Here is a 19,853-nt window from a genome sequence, read left to right as displayed (position 1 = left end):
TATGATAAAAAAAATTAAAACCTATTTAGAAACAACTATATTTTTGGCTCAATCCTTTATTGAGCCAAAACAGTTTATCTTTTTATCTAGTGTTTTAGTTGGTATTTCTGCTGCATTTGCAGTAATAGTATTAAAAACCTTTGCACATGCTGTATTTACGTTTGCAAATTATATTGAAAGTGTATTAAAATTAGGATTTATTAATAGTTTTTTTCCTATTTTTGGTATAATTTTAACTGTATTTGTGGTAAAAAATATATTAGGAGGAACAATAGAAAAAGGGACGTCTCAAATTTTGTATGCCGTAGCCAAAAAAGCGAGTATCATTCCAAAAAAGCAAATGTTTGCTCAAATTATAACGAGCTCACTAACTGTTGGTTTAGGCGGATCTGCAGGTTTAGAGAGTCCGATAGTGATTACTGGAGCTGCATTTGGTTCCAATTATGCACAAAATTACAAACTTGGTTATCAGGACAGGACCTTATTAATTGGATGTGGTGTAGCTGCGGGTATTGCAGCCGCCTTTAATGCACCAATAGCCGGTGTATTATTTGCCATAGAAGTGCTTTTAGTAGATGTAAGCATTTCTGCATTTACTCCAATCATGATTGCGGCTGCCACAGGAGCATTAGTTTCCGCTTTGATATTAGACCCTACAATTTTATTAAATTTCAAACAACAAGAAAATTTTGATTACCATAATGTTCCGTTTTACATTGGTTTAGGAATTATTACTGGCTTAATTGCTGTTTTTTATATCAGAAATTTTCAAAGAACGGAGCATTTTTTTGCTAGAAAAAGATGGAAGCCTTATCAAAAAGCGCTGATTGGTTCCAGTATATTGGCCATTTTGATATATGTTTTTCCAACCCTATTTGGAGAAGGTTATGAAAGTATTCGGATACTTTCAGATAAAAACCCTGGTCGGATTTTAAACCACACTCTTTTTGAAAAATACAATCAAAATACTTGGATTTTATTAATATTTGTAGGACTAACAATGTTTATTAAAGCATTTGCTACTGGTATTACTTTAGGATGTGGAGGTAATGGAGGCAACTTTGCCCCTTCCCTATTTTTAGGGTCTTATTGCGGTTTTTTATTTTCTAAAATCATTAATTTTATTGGTATTGCTCACCTTCCTATAAGCAATTTCACTTTAGTAGGAATGGCAGGAATATTAAGTGGCTTGTTTCATGCACCGCTAACAGCTATCTTTTTAATTGCCGAAATTACGGGAGGATACAATTTGATGATTCCATTAATGATTGTTTCTTCTATTAGTTTTACAATTTCAAAAAGATTTGAAAAACATTCGATGGATGTCAAAAATTTAGCCAAAAAAGGTCATGTTTTTACTAATAATAAAGATAAAAATGTACTTACAACATTAGACATCAATCAAGTCATACAAACGGATTTTTTAACTATTACTCCAAATGAAAATTTAGAAAAATTAGTAGATTTAATTTCACATTCCAATCAAGTCATTTTTGGTGTTGTCAATCTTGATAATCAATTAGTTGGCATTGTCCATTTTAATCATATCCGTGAAATAATTTTCAATTCCTATACCGTAAAATTTACAAAAGTTTCAGAAATCATGACACAGCCTTCTGATATTATTTATCCAATAGACAGTATGGAAACGGTGATGAATAAATTTGAAAAATCAAAAGTGGCTTTTTTACCTGTAATTAAAAATGGAAAATACCACGGATTTGTATCAAAATCGGTAGCTTTAGAAGCTTATAGAGCCAAGTTAAAATCGATGAGTATAGAATAGATTTTAAAAATTTAAAATTCAAATATCTTACCATCATCGGCGGTTTCAACATTTGAAAAAACAGTTTCAGCTTCCTGTTTAAACAGATCGATATTTTCATATCTGGTAGAAAAATGTCCTAAAATTAATTTACCAACGCCAGCTTTTGATGCTATTGTTGCTGCCTGAATAGCTGTAGCATGCATTGTTTTTTGTGCTTTTTCATGTTCTGATTCTAAAAAAGTGGCTTCATGATACAAAACAGAGGCCCCCTCAATTAGTGGAATAATACTTTCATGAAACATCGTATCTGAACAAAACGCATAACTTTTTGGGGGATCAGGATCAAAAGTCAGCGTACTATTGGGTAAAAAAGTGCCATCATCAAGTATAATGTCTTTTCCGTTTTTAATATTTTGATAAAAGCAAGTATCTATTCCCCATTTTTGAACCGCTTCTAAATGTAGTTTTCTTTCATTCCTTTTTTCTTTAAACAAAAAACCATTGGTATAAATCCTATGTTTTAAAGGAATAGTAGCAACCAAAACTTTTTCGTCTTCGTAAATAATTTGACTAGTTGTAGCCTCCAATTCATGAAAAAACAATCCATAACTAGACCAAGAATGGGATAATCGTAACTGAACCGTAACCAACTCTTTGATTCCTTTTGGCCCATAAATATGCAAATCCGTAGTACGATTGAGTAGCATAAATGTCGAAATTAAACCAATTAACCCATAACAATGATCGCCATGTAAATGAGATATGAAAATATGATTTATTTTAGAAAATTTAATCTTGTTTTTACGAAGTTGCACTTGGGTGCCTTCACCACAGTCAATTAAAAACAATCTATTTTTGATGTCTAAAACTTGTGCTGTAGGATTTGTAAACGTTCTGGGGGTAGCAGCATAGCAGCCTAAAATGGTAAGGTTCAATATATTAAAGTTTTAAATTCCTAAATCTCTTTCAATTGCTTCCATTTCAATCACGTCATAAGCTTCTTGAAGTGTGGGAACAATTGGAAATTTGTCAGAAATAATATTAAAATCTACATGTTCGCAAACTAAAACAATAGACTTATTATTTTTTTTAAAATTTTTAAAAATAGGTAAAAATATTTTTAGATTTTTATTATTCAAATCAGTATAAAAATTCAAATTGATGATGACATTAGCGTTTAGAATTGACGGATTATTAGATTCTAATTGAGTACAAATGGCTGTTAAATCAACATTTTCGGAAGCTTGGATAACGATTGTATTCGATATATCGTTCATTTTGATAATAAATTATTTAAAATGTTATGGTTTTATAATTAAAATTCAAAATTAAATTAAAATTTTTTAAAAAGGCTAATTCAAATTAAAAAACTACTAAAATATTTTTTTTTAACATAATTTTAATTTTTTCTTTGAAAATTAGAACTGCTTTAGTATCTTTCGCCCTCGAAATAATGGTATAAATATAAACCTTAAACATTGATCAAATGTTAGAAGAAAAGAATGATAACCTGCAAGAAGCAGATGGAGCATTAGAAAATGCAAATCAAATGACAGCATCAACTCAAAGTCAAGATTTTGAAAATTCGATGAATAACGCAGCAGTGGAAGCAATTTCAAGTGAAGTTGCAGCACAAGGCGAAAGTGATATTAAGAATATATCGCAAATTCCAATTGAAAATTACGAAAGTATGGCAATGGAAGACATCGTAACTTCATTAGAAAGTTTGGTACAAAACGAACAAATTATGGCCTTTAAAAGCCATATTGAAGAAGCCAAAACCGCATTTTTGTCAAAATATTATGAATTTATTGATGAAAAGAGAGCTCAATTTGAGGCAGAAAATGCAGATACTAATGAAGAATTTCAATATCATTTTCCATTAAAAAATAAATTTGATCAACTTTATACTTTATTTAAAGACCAAAAAAACAAACATTTTAAGTCATTGCAAAATGATTTACAAGCCAATCTAAATAAAAGATTAGAAATAGTTGAAGAATTAAAAAATTTAGTTGGTGCCCAAGATAATATTCCAAATGCTTTAAAGCAGTTGAATGATTTAAGAGAGCGTTGGAAAAATGCTGGTGCAATTCCAAAAGATAAATACAATCATGTTTGGAATAATTATCATTTTCATATAGAAAATTTTTATGATTTTTTACATTTAGACAGAGAAGCAAGAGATTTAGATTTTAAGCATAACTTAGATTTAAAACTCAAAATCATTGCCAGATGCGAACAATTATTATCTGAAACTGATTTGAATAAAGCATTTAGAGAGTTGCAAGATTTGCATAGAATGTGGAAAGAGGATATTGGTCCAGTTTCAAAAGAGCATCGTGAAGAAATTTGGATCAAATTTAGCGATTTGACCAAGCAAATGCACGACAAACGCGAGCAAATGTATGAACAAGTCCGATTGATAGAGCAAGACAACTTATCTCAAAAGTCTATTATTATAGAAGCATTAGAAGTTTTAGCAAAACATAAAGTAGATTCTCATAATTTATGGTTGTCACAAATAGATCAAGTTGAAGCCTTAAGAAATGCTTTTTTTCAAGTAGGAAAAGTTCCTGTGGAGGTAAATGAAGCTACCTGGCAACGTTTTAAAAATGCTGTAAAAGATTTTAATACTTTAAAAAATTCGTTTTACAAAGAAATTAAGAAAGATCAGCATGATAATTTGTCCAAAAAACAAGCATTGGTGGCCAAAGCTAATGAACTGAAAGACAGTACCGATTTTGAATTGACAACACCAATAATGAAACAAATTCAAGACGAATGGAAAACCATTGGTCATGTTCCAAGAAAAATTTCTGACAGTCTTTGGAAAGAATTTCGTGAGGCCTGCAATCATTATTTTGAAAAATTAAAAGAATTCAAATCTATTGAAAATACCGACGAAGTTGAAGCTTTTGAGAAGAAAAAAGACTACATGGAAGTCATTAGAGCTTTTGAAATGACAGGCGATCATAGAACAGATTTGAATGCCATCAAAGTTCATATAGACAATTGGAAATCATTTGGAAAAGTGCCATTTACAAGAAGACATATTGATGGAAAATTCAACAAAATTTTAGATGCCTTGTTTGAAAAATTGAGTTTAAGCAAAAAAGAATCTGAAATGGTTCGTTTTTCAAACAAGCTAGAACAAATATCTGAAAGTAACGATGGAAGAAAATTAGAAAACGAAAAAATATTTATCATTCGAAAAATTGAAGAAGTTCAAAGTGAAATATTTCAACTTGAAAATAATATTCAATTTTTTGCCAATACAAGAAATGCCAAAAAAGAAAATTCTATAGTATTAGAGGTTAGAAAAAACATTGAAAAGCATAAGGAAGAATTGGTATTATTGAAAGATAAATTAAAACAAATTAGAAATTTCAAATCGGAAGAATAGTATTTTAAAAAGCCTCAAAACCTATTGAGGCTTTTTGTTAAAAAATCAATAAAGCATTGTTATTTCTTTTAGATCAAAAGTTTTGATGATATTGTTTTCGAGTACTATTTCTAATTTTCCATGAGCAGTAACTCCTACTATTTTACCCATAAAAGTTTGATGATTTGAATCTTTAAAAGGCATAAAAATATTTTTTTTAAACAATAAATCATGGTATTTTTCCCACAAAATATCGTTTATCCCTTTTGATAATAAAGATATATTGAATTGAATATTGTCTATAATATTAGATAATATCAAATCTTTATCATAAATTTGATGTGTAATATTACATAATGAGGAAGCTTGAGGAAGATTTTCAAATGAGGTTTGATTGATATTTAGTCCAAATCCGATAATAGAAATAATACTGCCATCAGTTTTGAGCGTATTTTCAATAAGTATGCCAGCTATTTTTTTAGAATCTGACAAAATGTCGTTAGGCCATTTGATCGAAATATGTGGAATGTCAATATCTATTAATGTAGTAGCAATGGCTGCTGTAATGGCTACATTAAGATTGAAAATGTCTGAAGTTTGTTTTAAAATGTTCTTTATTAAAATGCTAACTATAAGGTTCTTACCATTTTCAGAATTCCATTTTGCGCCCATTTGCCCTTTGCCATTGGTTTGGTTTTCGGCAGTTACAACAGTAAAATTTTCGAGTACTTGAGTACTACTTAAACGTTTTAGATAATCATTGGTAGAATCTATGGCATTGAGTTTGATAATATTCATAAAATATAAAAATAATTTAAACTTTTGTTAAGGTTCAAAATTAACAACAAAAAATGATAACTTTGCAAAATATACAAAAATAATAAATGACAAAAAAAGAAATTAATAATGATGAACTTTTAGCTTTCATCATCAAAGGGATAGAAGAAGTAAAAGGAAACGATATAGATATTTTGGATTTGAGATTGATAGACAATGCCTCATGCGATTATTTTGTAATTTGTAATGGAAATTCAAATACACAAGTCAATGCTATTGTCAATTCCATTCAAAAAACGGTCTCAAAGGCCATCAAAGACAAACCATGGCATGTAGAAGGATCTGATAATGCAGAGTGGGTTTTGATGGATTATGTAAATATTGTAGTGCATGTTTTTCAAAAACACATACGTGAATATTACAATATTGAAAGCCTTTGGGGCGATGCCAAAATGACTTCGATAGAAAATAAATATTAAAAAATAAAGCATGTCTAAAGATAACAAACCTACTCCAAAAAAGATTAAAATTAGTCCGTGGTGGATATATGGTGCTATATTGGCCATTATTTTAGTTTACAATATTTTTGATGATGGCATCAAAAATTATGCACAGCCCGAAAAAATTTCAGTTGCACAATTCAATAATTTCTTAGAAAAAGGAGATATTTCAAATGTAATTGTATATGAAAAAGTACAAGCAGAAATATTTTTATCTGACAAAGGTAAAAATAACAAAGAGCATGAAAAAGTAAAGTTGGATGTATTTAAAAAACCCAACAAAGGCCCTCAATATTTTGTACAAATAGGTAATGAGGAATCTTTTCAAAACATTTTGGAGAAAGCCAGAACACAAGGCAAATTAAAAGACTATAGTTTTGCACCAAAAAACCAAGCCATGTCATTGTTTGTAGATATTTTACCATTCTTAGTTATCATTGGAATTTGGATTTTTGTAATGCGTAAAATGTCAGGAGGAAGCGGTGGCGGACCTGGGCAAATGTTTAGTATAGGAAAATCAAAAGCCAAACTTTTTGACGAAAAAACAGATATAAAAGTAACATTTAAGGATGTAGCAGGGCTTGAAGGTGCAAAAGAAGAGGTACAAGAAATTGTAGAATTTTTGAAAAATCCTGAAAAATATACTAATTTAGGAGGAAAAATACCAAAAGGTGCTTTGTTAGTTGGCCCACCTGGTACAGGAAAAACGTTGTTGGCAAAAGCGGTAGCTGGAGAAGCACAAGTCCCTTTTTTCTCATTATCAGGTTCGGATTTTGTTGAAATGTTTGTTGGTGTTGGGGCCTCAAGAGTAAGAGATTTATTTAAGCAAGCCAAAGAAAAATCGCCAGCTATAATATTTATAGATGAAATTGATGCTGTAGGAAGGGCAAGAGGAAAAAACAGTATGTCTGGCGGCAATGATGAAAGGGAAAATACACTCAACCAGCTGCTTACAGAAATGGATGGTTTTGGAACCAATTCTAATGTGATTGTTTTAGCTGCAACTAATAGAGCAGACGTTTTAGACAAAGCCCTGATGAGAGCAGGAAGATTTGACAGACAAATTTATGTAGATTTGCCAGACATTCGAGAAAGAGCTGAAATATTTCAAGTACATTTGGCTCCATTAAAAAAAGTTGAAGGATTAGATATTGACTTTTTAGCCAAACAAACACCAGGTTTTTCTGGAGCAGATATTGCCAATGTTTGTAATGAAGCAGCATTGATTGCAGCAAGAAATAACAAAGAAGCGGTTGATAAACAAGATTTTCTGGATGCAGTAGATAGAATTATTGGTGGATTGGAGAAAAAAAATAAAATTGTTACACCAAACGAAAAACGAGCCATTGCTATTCATGAAGCAGGGCATGCAACAGTGAGTTGGATGTTGGAGCATGCAGCTCCACTGATAAAAGTAACCATTGTGCCAAGAGGTCAAAGTTTAGGAGCAGCTTGGTATTTGCCAGAAGAGCGATTAATTGTAAGACCCGACCAAATGTTAGACGAAATGTGTGCGACTATGGGAGGTCGAGCAGCGGAAAAAGTAATTTTTGATAAAATATCAACCGGAGCTTTAAGTGATTTAGAGAAAGTAAACAAACAAGCTAGAGCCATGGTTACGATTTATGGATTAAATGAAAAACTTGGAAATATTACTTATTACGACTCTTCTGGACAAAGTGAATATGGATTTACAAAACCATACTCAGAAGAAACGGCTTTAGTTATTGATCAAGAAATTTCAAAATTAATAGAAGGGCAATACCAAAGAGCTATTGGAATTTTGACAGAAAACAAAGATAAATTAAACCAATTAGCAGATATATTAATAGAAAAAGAAGTTATATTTAAAGATGATTTAGAATTGATTTTTGGAAAAAGAGATTTTAACCAAAACACATTCGACACTGAAATATCATAATGTTAATAAATCTTAATAAAAAATCTTAATTCAATGTATATTTGAATTAAGATTTTTTTATATTTATAGGTTACAAGTAATAGGTGTAAATAAAAATGAATTTATTTAAAAAAATTTTTGGTTTAACTCCAGAAGTAGAACAAGTTGATAACGTGTCTATTTTAAGTGAAATAGACAGTGAAATGACTATTAGTATAGAGGAACGTTTTGTAAAACTATTTCATGAAAATGGAGGTAAATTTATTTATTGTGAAGATTTTAATGAACTCCGAGAACAATTTTTGAATATTTTAGTAGAAAATGATTGGTTTGAATGTAGTGTGTTATGTTTTGAAAATCAATTGATTCCTTTGCTTGAAGAAAATAAATTATTTTATAAAGCAAATGAGGAACCACAATTTTTATTTGCCACTTGTGAAGGATTGATAGCTGAAGAAGGCTCAATATTAATGTCATCTAATCAAGTAAAACATTTTAAACCTAATGATTTACCAAAAAATATTGTTATTTTTTCGAAAACTAATCAATTTAATGAAACTAAAAGTGATGGTTTAAGAGCTATCAAAAAGAAATATACAGCCAATTATCCCTCTAATATTATGGCAATAAAAAATTTTACTGAAAAAATTGACGAAAATTTTATGAATTATGGTATTTGTTCCAAAAATTTGTATTTATTACTTTTAGAAGAGTAATCATGAGAGAAACTACTACAAGAGCCCTATCTGGCATAATTTATATCATTATTTTGATAAGTGCCACTATGTATTCTAAGTTAAGTTTTAATTTACTTTTTTTGTTTTTTTTAATAGTTTCTATATATGAATTTTGTAATTTATTAGATTTAAATAAAGTTATTTCATGGATTATTGGATTAGTAATTTATAATTTATTTGTAGTTATTGAAACAACTACATACAATCAAATATTACTTTTGTGTGGATCATTATTTGTATGTATAAGATTATTGGTATCGTTATTTCAAAATAAATTTGTTAAATTTGATGTTTTATCAAAATATGTTTTACTTATTGGTTATATCATTTTACCATTTGTAATACTAATAAAAATACCCTATTTGAATGCTATATTTTATCCAAAAATAATAATTTCTATTTTTATTTTAATATGGGTAAACGACACTTTTGCCTATATAGTTGGTAAATCGATAGGAAAAAACAAATTATTTGAATCGATTTCGCCCAAAAAAACAATAGAAGGTTTTTTTGGTGGCTTAGTGTTTGCTTGCATTGGAAGTTTGTTAATTGCAAAATATTTTGTACCAATGACATTGTTATTTTGGCCAACAATCGCAATAATTGTAGGTATATTCGGCACAATTGGCGATTTAGTTGAGTCGAGATTTAAAAGATTGGCGGGCGTCAAAGATAGTGGCGGTATTATGCCTGGCCATGGAGGGATTTTAGACAGATTAGATAGTGTTATTTTTGTGGCACCATTTATATATTTATATTTACAAATTATTCAAATATTATAAGATGATTAAATTTCATAAAGAAGGAACTGTAATTATTACAACCACATTATTTTTGACAACCGTTTTAGTAATTGGTGCAGATAAGTTAATGGAAACAAGTTGGTTAAAATTATCAATACAAATTGTTGCATTATTACTATTAATAATCGTATTACAATTTTTTAGAAATCCAAACAGACAAATTACCCCAAATAAAAATGTAGTGTTAGCTCCTGTTGATGGAAAAGTTGTTGTAATTGAAGAGGTTTTCGAAAAAGAATATTTTAAGGATAAAAGATTACAAGTATCTATATTTATGTCGCCAATTAATGTTCATGTAACGAGATATGCCATGAGTGGTAAAATAAATTTTAGTAAATACCACCCAGGAAAATTTTTAGTGGCATGGCACCCAAAGGCAAGTGAAGAAAATGAGCGTACTACGATTGTACTTGAAAATGCTGAATTTGGCGAAATTTTGTATCGTCAAATAGCGGGAGCATTGGCCAAAAGAATTGTCAATTATGCGATTGAAGGTACAGAAGTAATTCAAGGTGACGATGCTGGATTTATTAAATTTGGATCGAGAGTTGACTTGTATTTTCCGATTGGCACCAAAATAGATGTAGTATTAGGGCAAAAAGCAATCGGAAATAAAACCATTATTGCATCAAAATAATGTTGGAAAAAGATTTAGATATTAGATTTCAGGAAGCAGTAACCATTGCTTTAACCATTCCGCAATCATCTTTGCCGCAAGATGTTCAATTGCGGTTGTATGCTTATTATAAACAAGCCACTTTAGGTACTATCGAATCCTCTAAACAAATGAGTTTTGATTTAAGAAATGCTTTTAAAACCAATGCTTGGATGCAAATAAGTCATTTGAGTGTAGAGGAAGCAAAAGAATTGTATATAGCATCCATTTTATCTATAAAAAATAAAATTTAATTATTTTTGTAAAACATTATTTAAAAAAAATAAAAAAAAAATGAAGATATTAAAATTGTTTTTTTGTTTGTTAGTGTTACAATCATGTCATAAAAAAAAATTGACTGAAGTTGTTGAAGTTCCGTTGCCCACAGCTCAAGAAACCACTAAGATTGGTAATCCAAATGATGTTAATGCTGTAGAAGGAACTTTCAAATTATTAAAATTATCATATAATTACGATGCGTTTGAACCCAGTATTGATGCCAGAACAATGGAAATCCATTATTCGAAACATTATGTAAATTATCTTAATAATTTAAACAAAGCTATTGCTAATACTGAAAATCAAACAAAATCATTAGAAGAATTATTAATAAATTTAGATGTTAAAAATGAAGATTTAAAAAATAATTTAGGTGGCGTTTACAACCATAATTTGTATTTTGAATCTATCGGTGGTAAAAAAAATCAAATTCCAAAGGATACCCTATCGGGGGCAATAAACAAAAGTTTTGGTTCTTTTGAAAATTTTACTTCAGTTTTTAAGTCAAGTGCTTCAAAACAATTTGGATCTGGTTGGACTTTTTTGATAATCACAAAAAAAGGAATGTTAGAAGTGGTAAATAGCCAAAACCAAGATAATCCATTAATGCCTAATGCTATTGTGAAAGGAAAACCAATTTTAGCAATTGATTTGTGGGAACATGCTTATTATTTGAATTATCAAAATAAAAGAAATCAATATATTGATGCTTTTTTCAATATCATCAATTGGGAAAATATTGCAAGAAATTACGAAGAAAGTTTAAAATAAACAATTTTTGCATGAATTTCAAATAATCTAATTTATCATTTAATTCTTTCAATAATAAAAATTGTTTTTCTTGTGTTTCAAAAAGTGTTTTAATTTGTTCTTCGAGTAACAAATCCATTTTTTGATTTAAACTTCTAACCTGCATTTCCGCTTTTAAATTGATTAAATAATCATTTTCACTTCTTTTACGGTCTTTTTCTTCTTGCCTTTTTTGACTCATCATAATAATTGGTGCCTGCAGTGCTGCTATACAAGATAAAATAAGGTTCATTAATATGAAAGGATATGGGTCAAATTTATAAAAACCTTTAGCCAAAACATTAAATATAATCCATACAATTAAAAGAAGAAAAAAAGAAATTATGAAATTCCAACTTCCACCAAATTGAGCTACTTTGTCAGATATTTTTTGTCCTTTTGTTAGTTTTTCTAATGGCGGATGAATTAAATTTTGAATAATCAGTTCTTCAGCATCAATAGATTTTTTTACAATATCATGCAATTTTTTCAATTGCTTTTGTTCTTCTTTAATAAATTCTTTTATATTTATATTTTCTATTTTATTTAATTATGATATTCAAATATAAGAATTAATATAACATGATATCAAATTATTTTATATTTTCATTATAATACCTGCTTTCAATTCTTTTGATGTCTTTTATAGAATTTTTGGTCCAATTGAGTCTTTTTTCTAACAAAACAGCTTCGTTTAATTGCCAATCAATAGTAGATTTTCTCAATCTGGATGTTAAATTTTGTAATATTATAGCAGCTGAAACAGAGATATTTAAGCTTTCTGTAAATCCAACCATTGGAATTTTTAAAAAACCGTCTGCATTTTTTATTATTTCTTCTGACAAACCTGCCCTCTCAGTTCCGAAAAATAATGCACTTGGTTTAGAAATATCAAAATCCTCTAATAAACAATCATTTTCATGTGGCGTAGTAGCAATGATTTGGTACCCTTTGTTTCGTAGTGTTTCAATACACGTTTGTTGTGATTCATATTTATAAATATCAACCCATTTTTGAGCTCCCATGGCTATTTCTCTATCAATTGATTTTCCAAATCGTTGTTCTATGACATGAAGTTCTTGTACACCAAATACTTCGCAACTTCTCATTACAGCACTAGTGTTGTGGAGTTGGTACACATCTTCAATAGCAACTGTAAAATGATTAGTACGGTTTTTTAATATTTTTAAAAAATTTTCTTTTCTATTTTCTGTCAAAAAAGTTTCTAAATACGCTAAATAATCTAAATCAATCATAATTTATAAAATATTTGGCAAAATTAAAAAAAATGGTTAATTTTAGGGAGTTAAATTCTAAATAAAACAGCCAATAATTAATGTTTTTTTGGCGTAACCCAAGGGGTAGGCTATCCGTTGCAAACAACGTTCATTGAATTCCAAATGAAATGAAATATTGTGAAATTATCTTATTTGAGGCAGAAAAAGCCTCAAAAAAGGATTTCCACAACTATCCCAAACGCAAAATACTGTAAATAAAGAATATAACTTTTTGAAATTGAAAATAATCAATACATCTAATAATTTGCAAATGAAAAAAATAGTAGTACTCACAGGAGCAGGAATAAGTGCAGAAAGTGGCATAAAAACCTTTAGAGATAGTGATGGTATGTGGGAAAATCACAATGTTATGGATGTGGCAACCCCAGAAGGATGGCAAAAAAACCCAAAGTTGGTTTTGGATTTTTATAATCAAAGGAGGAAACAACTGAACAGTGTATTTCCGAATAAGGCTCATAGTATATTAAAAGATTTAGAGGATCATTTTGATGTAGAAATTATCACACAAAATGTTGATAATTTGCATGAAAAAGCAGGAAGTAGTGCTATAATACATTTGCATGGCATGCTAACCAAAGTTAGAAGCACAAAACATGCTAATGTAGTTTTAGATTGGCATGACGATTTGAATTGGGGCGATACTGATTCAAATGGTCATCAATTACGACCCCATATTGTTTGGTTTGGCGAAGCCGTTCCTATGATTGAAAAAGCAGCCTTAATAGTAGAGAAGGCCGATATTTTGGTTATAATTGGTACTTCGTTGCAAGTATATCCAGCAGCTAGTTTGATGCAATATGCCAGTGCAAATACTACAATATATTATATTGATCCAAATCCTGCTGAAATGTATGATTTGCCTAATGATGTATATATTATTAAAGAAAAAGCATCAGTTGGTATGGAAAAATTATATAAAATATTAATAAATTAACATTCAATATTTGATAATTAGTTTTCGATAAATACAACCCATTTATTCAAAAAACTAATTATCTTTGGGCTTTGAAAATAAACAACAATTACAATGACATCTCTTACAGAATTAAATGCCATATCGCCGATTGATGGCAGATATAGAAATAAAACCCAAAATTTAGCTCCTTTTTTCTCGGAAGAAGCCTTAATAAAATATAGAGTTCAAGTAGAAATAGAGTATTTTATTGCATTATGCGAAATACCATTACCACAATTAAAGGAAATTAACTCAACTATTTTTTCAGATTTAAGAAATATATACCTTAATTTTTCTACAAAAGATGCATTATGGATTAAAGAAACTGAAAAAATTACTAATCACGATGTAAAAGCTGTAGAATATTTTATTAAGGAAGCATTTGAAAAACATGGATTAGGTGCATATAAAGAGTTTATTCATTTTGGTTTAACTTCGCAAGATATAAATAATACTGCGATACCTCTATCAACAAAAGAAGCATTTGAACAGGTTTATTTACCACTTTTAATCGAATTAACTGCTAAATTAAAAGAGTTGAGCATCGAATGGCAATCTATACCAATGTTGGCCAGAACTCACGGACAGCCCGCCTCTCCTACCCGTTTGGGCAAAGAAATTGCGGTATTTGTTACTCGTATCGAAGAACAATTGCGGTTGCTTTTTAACATTCCTTTTGCGGCAAAATTTGGTGGAGCCACAGGCAATTATAATGCCCATCATGTGGCATACCCTCAAATAGATTGGAAAGCTTTTGGTACAAAATTTGTTAGCGAAAACTTAGGTTTACATCATTCTTTTCCTACAACACAAATAGAACATTACGATCATTTTGCAGCATTTTTCGATGCTTTAAAACGCATCAATACCATCGTTATAGATTTAGACAGAGATATTTGGACCTATGTTTCGATGGATTATTTTAAACAAAAAATCAAAGCAGGCGAAATTGGTTCCTCTGCCATGCCTCATAAGGTAAACCCTATTGATTTTGAAAATTCTGAAGGAAATTTAGGTATAGCAAATGCAATATTTGAACATTTAGCTGCAAAATTGCCTACCTCTAGGTTGCAACGAGATTTAACAGACAGTACCGTTTTAAGAAACATTGGAGTACCTATAGGCCATACCATCATTGCATTTGAATCTACTTTGAAAGGTTTGAATAAATTATTATTGAACAAAATTAAATTTGAAGAAGATTTAGAAAAAAATTGGGCTGTTGTAGCTGAAGCAATTCAAACAATTTTAAGACGTGAGGCGTATCCAAATCCTTATGAAGCATTAAAAGGATTAACCAGAACTAATGAAACGATTACAAAACAATCTATTCATGAATTTATTCATACATTAGAAGTTTCAGACGAAATTAAATCGACTCTTTTAAATATTTCTCCAAGTAATTTTACAGGTATATAAAATTATAATTAGTATATTACAAAATATTTTATTTAAATGAATGTAATTTCTTCTAAATTTTGGGCTTTATTGAGTTTTTGTTTTTTGATTTTGCTCGTTTTTTTATTTTATGCAGAAATGAATTACAATCAATCAAAAACTACAAATATTATACCTCAAGCTGGTGTTGTATTGAGTTTTGATGATGATTATGTAGCTGAATGGCAAATGGCAGATGACTATTTGAAAAATTACCACTGGAAAGCTACTTTTTTTGTAAGTAAAATAAATAAAATTAAATATCCGCAATTGATTCAATTGTTAAAATTTCAACAAAATGGACATGAAATTGCGGGGCATGGATGGTTACATACCAAAGCACCATTGTATTTGAAAAACCATTCTATTGCTTCGTATATGAATTTGGAAATTTTACCGATGCAAAATTTTTTTAGACAGAATAATTTAAAATTACACTCTTTTTCTTATCCTTATGGGGAAAGAAATGAAATTTTAGATAAAAATTTGTATCAAAAATTTAAGATATTAAGAGGTACAACTTATGCTAGTTTTGAACCTGAAAGACAAAATTGTTATAATGATTATGCCTCACGATTGGTATTAGGTTGGGGAATTGACGATTTTTACCCTCAATTTAGCATTACATATCTTGAAAAATTATTAGCATTTGCAAAAAAAAATAACAAAATATTAATATTATATGCACACAAACCCGTAAAAGCTGTTAAAGGTAAATACGAAGTTGATTTGAAAACATTAGTTTATATTTGTCAGTATGTACAAAAAAACAATATGAAATTTTATACATTTAAAGATTTGAATTAAAAAACTCGATACTATAAATTACAGTATCGAGTTTTTGATTTTATTCTTGTTTTTGTCCCATCATCATCAAATAAGCTTTCAAAAAATGATCTATTTCACCATCCATTACCCCATCCACATTACTTGTTTCTTCTTGAGTGCGTACATCTTTTACTAATTTATAAGGATGCATTACATAATTTCTTATTTGTGAACCCCATTCAATTTTCTTTTTATTGGCTTCTATCTCATCTCGCATTGCTTGTTTTTTCTTTAATTCAATTTCATATAATTGAGATTTTAAAAGTTGCATGGCTTTGGTTTTATTATCTAATTGCGATCTTGTTTCAGAATTTTCTATAATAATACCAGTAGGATGGTGCCTTAACCTTACTGCAGTTTCAACTTTATTTACATTTTGTCCTCCTGCCCCACTCGACCTCATGGTTTCCCAGGATATATCTGCTGGATTAATATCAATTTGGATGGTATCATCTGCCAACGGATATACATATACCGATGCAAACGAGGTATGCCTTTTGGCATTGCTATCAAATGGCGAAATACGAACCAACCGATGCACACCATTTTCACCTTTGAGGTATCCAAACGAATAATCACCCTCAAATTCTAGTGTAACGGTTTTTATTCCAGCCGCTTCGCCTTTTTGAAAATTCAATTCTTTGATTTTATAGCCTTCTTTTTCGCCCCACATCATGTACATCCGCATCAACATCGAAGCCCAATCACAACTTTCAGTACCACCAGCACCTGCAGTTATTTGTAGTACAGCACTTAAAGAGTCCCCTTCGTCTGCAAGCATATTTCTAAATTCGATAGCTTCAATATGATGGTTAACTTTCATATAGTGCTCGTCTAATTCTGCTTCTGTCAATTCGCCCTCTTTATAAAAGTCAAATGCCAATTGCAATTCGTCCGCAAGTACAACAGCTTTATCATAATCTTCAACCCATTTTTTCTTACTTCTTAAAGTTTTGATATATGCTTCAGCTTCCTTTGGATTGTCCCAAAAATTGGGTGCAAGTGTTTTTTCCTCTTCATTTGTGATTTCTATCAATTTGGCATCCACGTCAAAGATACCTCCTCAACGCCCCAAGGCGTTCCACAATTCCCTTAACTTGTTCGGTAGTTGTCATTAAAATTTTGTTAATTAATTATTTTATAAACTTTTTAAAAAAATATAATTTTTCATCTATTTTCTAATTACCTCGAATAATTTGGTGCTTCTTTTGTAATGGTTACATTATGTGGGTGGCTTTCTCTAATGCCACTTGCTGTAATTCTTACAAATCTACCATTTTGCTGTAATGTTGGAATGTCTTTTGCACCACAATACCCCATCCCTGCTCGCAATCCACCAATAAATTGCAACATACTTTCGTTGAGTTCGCCTTTATATGGAACTCGACCAACAATGCCTTCGGGTACAAGTTTTTTTACATCGTCTTCAACATCTTGAAAATAACGGTCTTTAGACCCTCCTTCCATGGCCTCTACAGATCCCATGCCTCGGTAGGATTTGAATTTTCTACCTTCAAAAATAATAGTTTCACCAGGAGATTCTTTTGTACCGGCCAATAAGGATCCAAGCATTACACAATCGGCTCCAGCAGCCAATGCTTTTGGAATATCGCCTGTGTAGCGAATACCACCATCAGCAATTACGGGTATCCCTGTTCCTCTTAATGCGGCAGCTACTTCTAAAACAGCAGAAAATTGAGGAAAACCAACACCTGCAACAATTCGTGTGGTACATATAGAACCAGGGCCAATGCCTACTTTTACGCCGTCGGCACCATTTTCTACTAAAAACAAGGCAGCTTCGGGTGTTGCAATATTTCCTACAATAACATCAATTTGAGGAAATTTTGATTTTACGTCTTTCAATACATTTACAACGCCTTGAGTGTGTCCGTGGGCAGTGTCTATAATAATTGCATCCACTCCCGCTTTTACTAATGCTGCTGCTCGTTCTACTGCATCACCAGTTACTCCAATTGCAGCCGCTACTCGCAACCTTCCAAAAACATCCTTATTGGCAATTGGTTTTTGATTATGCTTGGTTATATCTCTAAACGTTATCAAGCCAACTAATTGATAATCAGCATTAACAACAGGTAATTTTTCTATTTTATATCCTTGCAATACTTCCTCGGCTTGTTCTAATGAAGTCCCTTCCGAAACGGTAACTAAGTCTTTAGCCGTCATGACTTCTTGAATAGGTCTGGCATTATTTTTTTCAAAACGTAAATCTCTATTGGTAACAATACCTTTCAAAACTTTATTTTCGTCCACAATTGGAATGCCGCCAATACCATATTCTTTCATAGCATTTTTAGCATCGGCCACAGTCGAAGATAACAAAAGTGTTACAGGATCTATAATCATTCCAGACTCTGCTCGTTTTACTTTTTTCACTTTTGCAGCTTGCTGAGCAATAGTCATGTTTTTGTGCAAAACTCCAATACCTCCTTCTTGAGCCATTGCAATTGCCATGGCACTTTCTGTAACAGTGTCCATTGCTGCCGACACAATTGGTACATTTAAGGTAATGTTTTTAGAAAATTTTGTTTGAATACTCACTTCTCTAGGAAGTACATTTGAGTAATTTGGAACTAATAATACGTCGTCATACGTAAGTCCTTCGCCGATAATTTTAGATAGGTGTGCGTTCATTGCAATTTGTGATTAAATTGCGTGCAAATATAAATAAAAATTTTTAAATCAAGCATTATTTTGCTTTGATTTTTAAATTAGCTAAATTCAACTAACAAATGCATAAATTTTAGATTTATATTGTAAAATAATGGCAGCGTATTGAAATTTATAATAATGATTGCATGGTTTTTTAATTTGTAGAATATAAGTTGTTAAAAATATTTTGTACTAAAGTTTTTTATAAAAAATAATTTATTTTAAGGTGGAGGGATTTGTTAATATTCTAAGGTAAAAGCATTTTCTTTAGTTCTAAAAAGTTATTTATTTAAATAAAGATTTTCTGTTTATTTCATTATTCATTATATTAGTTAGTTATAATTCAATTTCTTTTGACTTGTTTTCATTATATATCAATAATTCTAGATACCTATAAAAATCATCTACTAAATACACAACTTCATTAATAATACTTTCATGATTTCCATCTTTAGAAGTCAAATGATCTAAGCTAACAAAAGTAAAATGCTCATATTTTGATAATAGATTATAATTAAAATACAAACTCTCTATAGTTTTGGATTTATTATTTATCATACTATACAAATTTGAAGCAGTAATATTTTTTAATATAAGTTCAGGTTTTTTAAATGATAAATTAAGCAAATCTTCTTTGTCATCAATAAACCAATGGTACCTATTTAGAAAACCATTTAATGCTTCGTTTAATTCTATATTTACATACCTTCTCTTAATATCTAAATATAATTTATCTATCCCGTCAAGCAAACAATCAAAACAAAGTTTTTCTAATTTTTCTTTTTTTAAAACTTCATTATTTTCTTTTTCAATTTCTTGAAATAAGTAAAAGTAAAGTAAATAATCTAACATTAATGGTCTTAATAATATGTAAATGGCATATTTATTTTCATTAAAATTGTCAATTAAACTATTAACAGATTTAAGAATGTGATTTGTTCTAATTAATCCATTAACAAGAAATAAATTTGAATTTTCTAAAATATTTCCATTTTTATTTCTAATAGACATTTCTAATTCCAATGAATTATTTATTAAATTTTCGATTATTTTTTTAATTTCCATATTT

At 29.9% G+C, this 19,853-nt stretch carries 20 protein-coding genes; 12 read left to right on the top strand and 8 right to left on the bottom strand.

Features of this window, described 5'->3' with window-relative positions; translation table 11 throughout:
- Position 1 precedes the first annotated feature (1 nt).
- Entirely contained in the window at positions 2–1,786 is a 1,785-nt protein-coding gene (locus FBFL15_RS07935) for a chloride channel protein (protein ID WP_014084097.1), read from the top strand.
- Positions 1,787–1,797: 11 nt separating this feature from the next.
- Here the strand turns inward: FBFL15_RS07935 and FBFL15_RS07930 are convergent, their stop codons facing one another.
- The gene (locus tag FBFL15_RS07930) at positions 1,798–2,703 is read right to left on the bottom strand and encodes a ribonuclease Z (protein ID WP_014084096.1); all 906 of its coding nucleotides are present in this window, start codon (positions 2,701–2,703) and stop codon (positions 1,798–1,800) included.
- A 12-nt stretch (positions 2,704–2,715) separates the two neighbouring features.
- Positions 2,716–3,045, bottom strand: a complete 330-nt coding sequence (locus tag FBFL15_RS07925; protein WP_014084095.1) for a hypothetical protein — start codon at positions 3,043–3,045, stop codon at positions 2,716–2,718.
- 209 nt (positions 3,046–3,254) lie between these two features.
- Here FBFL15_RS07925 and FBFL15_RS07920 point away from each other — a divergent pair, with 209 nt between their 5' ends.
- A complete protein-coding gene (locus tag FBFL15_RS07920; protein ID WP_014084094.1) occupies positions 3,255–5,174 on the top strand; it encodes a DUF349 domain-containing protein in 1,920 nt (639 codons plus the stop codon).
- A gap of 45 nt (positions 5,175–5,219) precedes the next feature.
- Here FBFL15_RS07920 and FBFL15_RS07915 read toward each other — a convergent pair whose 3' ends face one another.
- Positions 5,220–5,951 (bottom strand): biotin--[acetyl-CoA-carboxylase] ligase, encoded by a 732-nt coding sequence (locus FBFL15_RS07915; protein WP_014084093.1) that lies wholly within the window; start codon positions 5,949–5,951, stop codon positions 5,220–5,222.
- 86 nt (positions 5,952–6,037) lie between these two features.
- Here FBFL15_RS07915 and rsfS point away from each other — a divergent pair, with 86 nt between their 5' ends.
- The 7 genes from rsfS to FBFL15_RS07880 all read left to right on the top strand — a co-directional run bounded on the left by rsfS (position 6,038) and on the right by FBFL15_RS07880 (position 11,575).
- Complete coding sequence (gene rsfS / locus FBFL15_RS07910; protein WP_014084092.1) at positions 6,038–6,409, top strand: ribosome silencing factor; 372 nt, start codon at positions 6,038–6,040, stop codon at positions 6,407–6,409.
- A gap of 10 nt (positions 6,410–6,419) precedes the next feature.
- A complete protein-coding gene (gene ftsH, locus FBFL15_RS07905; protein ID WP_014084091.1) occupies positions 6,420–8,351 on the top strand; it encodes an ATP-dependent zinc metalloprotease FtsH in 1,932 nt (643 codons plus the stop codon).
- Between the two features lie 95 nt (positions 8,352–8,446).
- Positions 8,447–9,046 (top strand): hypothetical protein, encoded by a 600-nt coding sequence (locus FBFL15_RS07900; RefSeq protein ID WP_014084090.1) that lies wholly within the window; start codon positions 8,447–8,449, stop codon positions 9,044–9,046.
- Between the two features lie 2 nt (positions 9,047–9,048).
- Positions 9,049–9,849 carry a phosphatidate cytidylyltransferase gene (locus FBFL15_RS07895; RefSeq protein ID WP_014084089.1) on the top strand — a complete coding sequence of 267 codons (801 nt, stop codon included), beginning with the start codon at positions 9,049–9,051 and terminating at the stop codon, positions 9,847–9,849.
- A 1-nt stretch (position 9,850) separates the two neighbouring features.
- Complete coding sequence (locus FBFL15_RS07890; RefSeq protein WP_014084088.1) at positions 9,851–10,507, top strand: phosphatidylserine decarboxylase family protein; 657 nt, start codon at positions 9,851–9,853, stop codon at positions 10,505–10,507.
- Complete coding sequence (locus FBFL15_RS07885; protein WP_014084087.1) at positions 10,507–10,779, top strand: acyl-CoA-binding protein; 273 nt, start codon at positions 10,507–10,509, stop codon at positions 10,777–10,779. Before FBFL15_RS07890 ends, FBFL15_RS07885 begins: the two co-directional genes overlap by 1 nt.
- A gap of 40 nt (positions 10,780–10,819) precedes the next feature.
- On the top strand, positions 10,820–11,575 hold the full coding sequence (locus FBFL15_RS07880; RefSeq protein WP_014084086.1) for a superoxide dismutase: 756 nt from the start codon (positions 10,820–10,822) through the stop codon (positions 11,573–11,575).
- Here the strand turns inward: FBFL15_RS07880 and FBFL15_RS07875 are convergent.
- Together FBFL15_RS07875 and FBFL15_RS07870 are read right to left on the bottom strand one after the other, a co-directional pair.
- Entirely contained in the window at positions 11,529–12,086 is a 558-nt protein-coding gene (locus tag FBFL15_RS07875; RefSeq protein WP_231847454.1) for a DUF1003 domain-containing protein, read from the bottom strand. The genes FBFL15_RS07880 and FBFL15_RS07875 overlap by 47 nt on opposite strands.
- Before the next feature lie 100 nt (positions 12,087–12,186).
- Positions 12,187–12,849 (bottom strand): TrmH family RNA methyltransferase, encoded by a 663-nt coding sequence (locus tag FBFL15_RS07870; protein ID WP_014084085.1) that lies wholly within the window; start codon positions 12,847–12,849, stop codon positions 12,187–12,189.
- A 292-nt stretch (positions 12,850–13,141) separates the two neighbouring features.
- Here FBFL15_RS07870 and FBFL15_RS07865 point away from each other — a divergent pair, with 292 nt between their 5' ends.
- The 3 genes from FBFL15_RS07865 (at position 13,142) to FBFL15_RS07855 (ending at position 16,090) form a co-directional block, all read left to right on the top strand.
- A complete protein-coding gene (locus tag FBFL15_RS07865; protein ID WP_014084084.1) occupies positions 13,142–13,825 on the top strand; it encodes an SIR2 family NAD-dependent protein deacylase in 684 nt (227 codons plus the stop codon).
- A gap of 93 nt (positions 13,826–13,918) precedes the next feature.
- Positions 13,919–15,265, top strand: a complete 1,347-nt coding sequence (gene purB, locus FBFL15_RS07860) for an adenylosuccinate lyase (protein WP_014084083.1) — start codon at positions 13,919–13,921, stop codon at positions 15,263–15,265.
- Between the two features lie 36 nt (positions 15,266–15,301).
- A complete protein-coding gene (locus FBFL15_RS07855; protein ID WP_014084082.1) occupies positions 15,302–16,090 on the top strand; it encodes a polysaccharide deacetylase family protein in 789 nt (262 codons plus the stop codon).
- 40 nt (positions 16,091–16,130) lie between these two features.
- Here the strand turns inward: FBFL15_RS07855 and prfB are convergent.
- From prfB to FBFL15_RS07840, 3 genes are all read right to left on the bottom strand, one after another.
- Positions 16,131–17,226, bottom strand: a protein-coding gene (prfB, locus tag FBFL15_RS07850; RefSeq protein ID WP_148267904.1) for a peptide chain release factor 2 whose coding sequence is annotated in 2 segments (ribosomal slippage) — positions 16,131–17,162 and positions 17,164–17,226 — 1,095 coding nt in all. Because the reading frame shifts where the segments join, the coding sequence is not laid out codon by codon here.
- 67 nt (positions 17,227–17,293) lie between these two features.
- Positions 17,294–18,766, bottom strand: a complete 1,473-nt coding sequence (guaB, locus tag FBFL15_RS07845; RefSeq protein ID WP_014084080.1) for an IMP dehydrogenase — start codon at positions 18,764–18,766, stop codon at positions 17,294–17,296.
- A gap of 354 nt (positions 18,767–19,120) precedes the next feature.
- Positions 19,121–19,849, bottom strand: coding sequence for a hypothetical protein (locus FBFL15_RS07840; RefSeq protein ID WP_014084079.1), 729 nt, complete (start codon positions 19,847–19,849; stop codon positions 19,121–19,123).
- Positions 19,850–19,853 lie beyond the last annotated feature (4 nt).

It is taken from the genome of Flavobacterium branchiophilum FL-15 (assembly GCF_000253275.1).
Taxonomy (GTDB): domain Bacteria; phylum Bacteroidota; class Bacteroidia; order Flavobacteriales; family Flavobacteriaceae; genus Flavobacterium; species Flavobacterium branchiophilum.
Note: the sequence above shows the minus strand (reverse complement) of the source record. Positions and strands in the feature narration are given on the sequence as shown.

Bases quoted from the DNA above. Each gene is read 5' to 3' on its own strand.
- FBFL15_RS07920 (WP_014084094.1), top strand. From the start codon at position 3,255: ATGTTAGAAGAAAAGAATGATAACCTGCAAGAAGCAGATGGAGCATTA.
- guaB (WP_014084080.1), bottom strand. From the start codon at position 18,766: ATGAACGCACACCTATCTAAAATTATCGGCGAAGGACTTACGTATGAC.
- FBFL15_RS07885 (WP_014084087.1), top strand. From the start codon at position 10,507: ATGTTGGAAAAAGATTTAGATATTAGATTTCAGGAAGCAGTAACCATT.
- FBFL15_RS07915 (WP_014084093.1), bottom strand. From the start codon at position 5,951: ATGAATATTATCAAACTCAATGCCATAGATTCTACCAATGATTATCTA.
- FBFL15_RS07870 (WP_014084085.1), bottom strand. From the start codon at position 12,849: ATGATTGATTTAGATTATTTAGCGTATTTAGAAACTTTTTTGACAGAA.
- FBFL15_RS07935 (WP_014084097.1), top strand. From the start codon at position 2: ATGATAAAAAAAATTAAAACCTATTTAGAAACAACTATATTTTTGGCT.
- FBFL15_RS07855 (WP_014084082.1), top strand. From the start codon at position 15,302: ATGAATGTAATTTCTTCTAAATTTTGGGCTTTATTGAGTTTTTGTTTT.
- ftsH (WP_014084091.1), top strand. From the start codon at position 6,420: ATGTCTAAAGATAACAAACCTACTCCAAAAAAGATTAAAATTAGTCCG.
- FBFL15_RS07840 (WP_014084079.1), bottom strand. From the start codon at position 19,849: ATGGAAATTAAAAAAATAATCGAAAATTTAATAAATAATTCATTGGAA.
- FBFL15_RS07900 (WP_014084090.1), top strand. From the start codon at position 8,447: ATGAATTTATTTAAAAAAATTTTTGGTTTAACTCCAGAAGTAGAACAA.
- FBFL15_RS07880 (WP_014084086.1), top strand. From the start codon at position 10,820: ATGAAGATATTAAAATTGTTTTTTTGTTTGTTAGTGTTACAATCATGT.
- FBFL15_RS07865 (WP_014084084.1), top strand. From the start codon at position 13,142: ATGAAAAAAATAGTAGTACTCACAGGAGCAGGAATAAGTGCAGAAAGT.
- purB (WP_014084083.1), top strand. From the start codon at position 13,919: ATGACATCTCTTACAGAATTAAATGCCATATCGCCGATTGATGGCAGA.
- rsfS (WP_014084092.1), top strand. From the start codon at position 6,038: ATGACAAAAAAAGAAATTAATAATGATGAACTTTTAGCTTTCATCATC.
- FBFL15_RS07925 (WP_014084095.1), bottom strand. From the start codon at position 3,045: ATGAACGATATATCGAATACAATCGTTATCCAAGCTTCCGAAAATGTT.
- FBFL15_RS07890 (WP_014084088.1), top strand. From the start codon at position 9,851: ATGATTAAATTTCATAAAGAAGGAACTGTAATTATTACAACCACATTA.
- FBFL15_RS07895 (WP_014084089.1), top strand. From the start codon at position 9,049: ATGAGAGAAACTACTACAAGAGCCCTATCTGGCATAATTTATATCATT.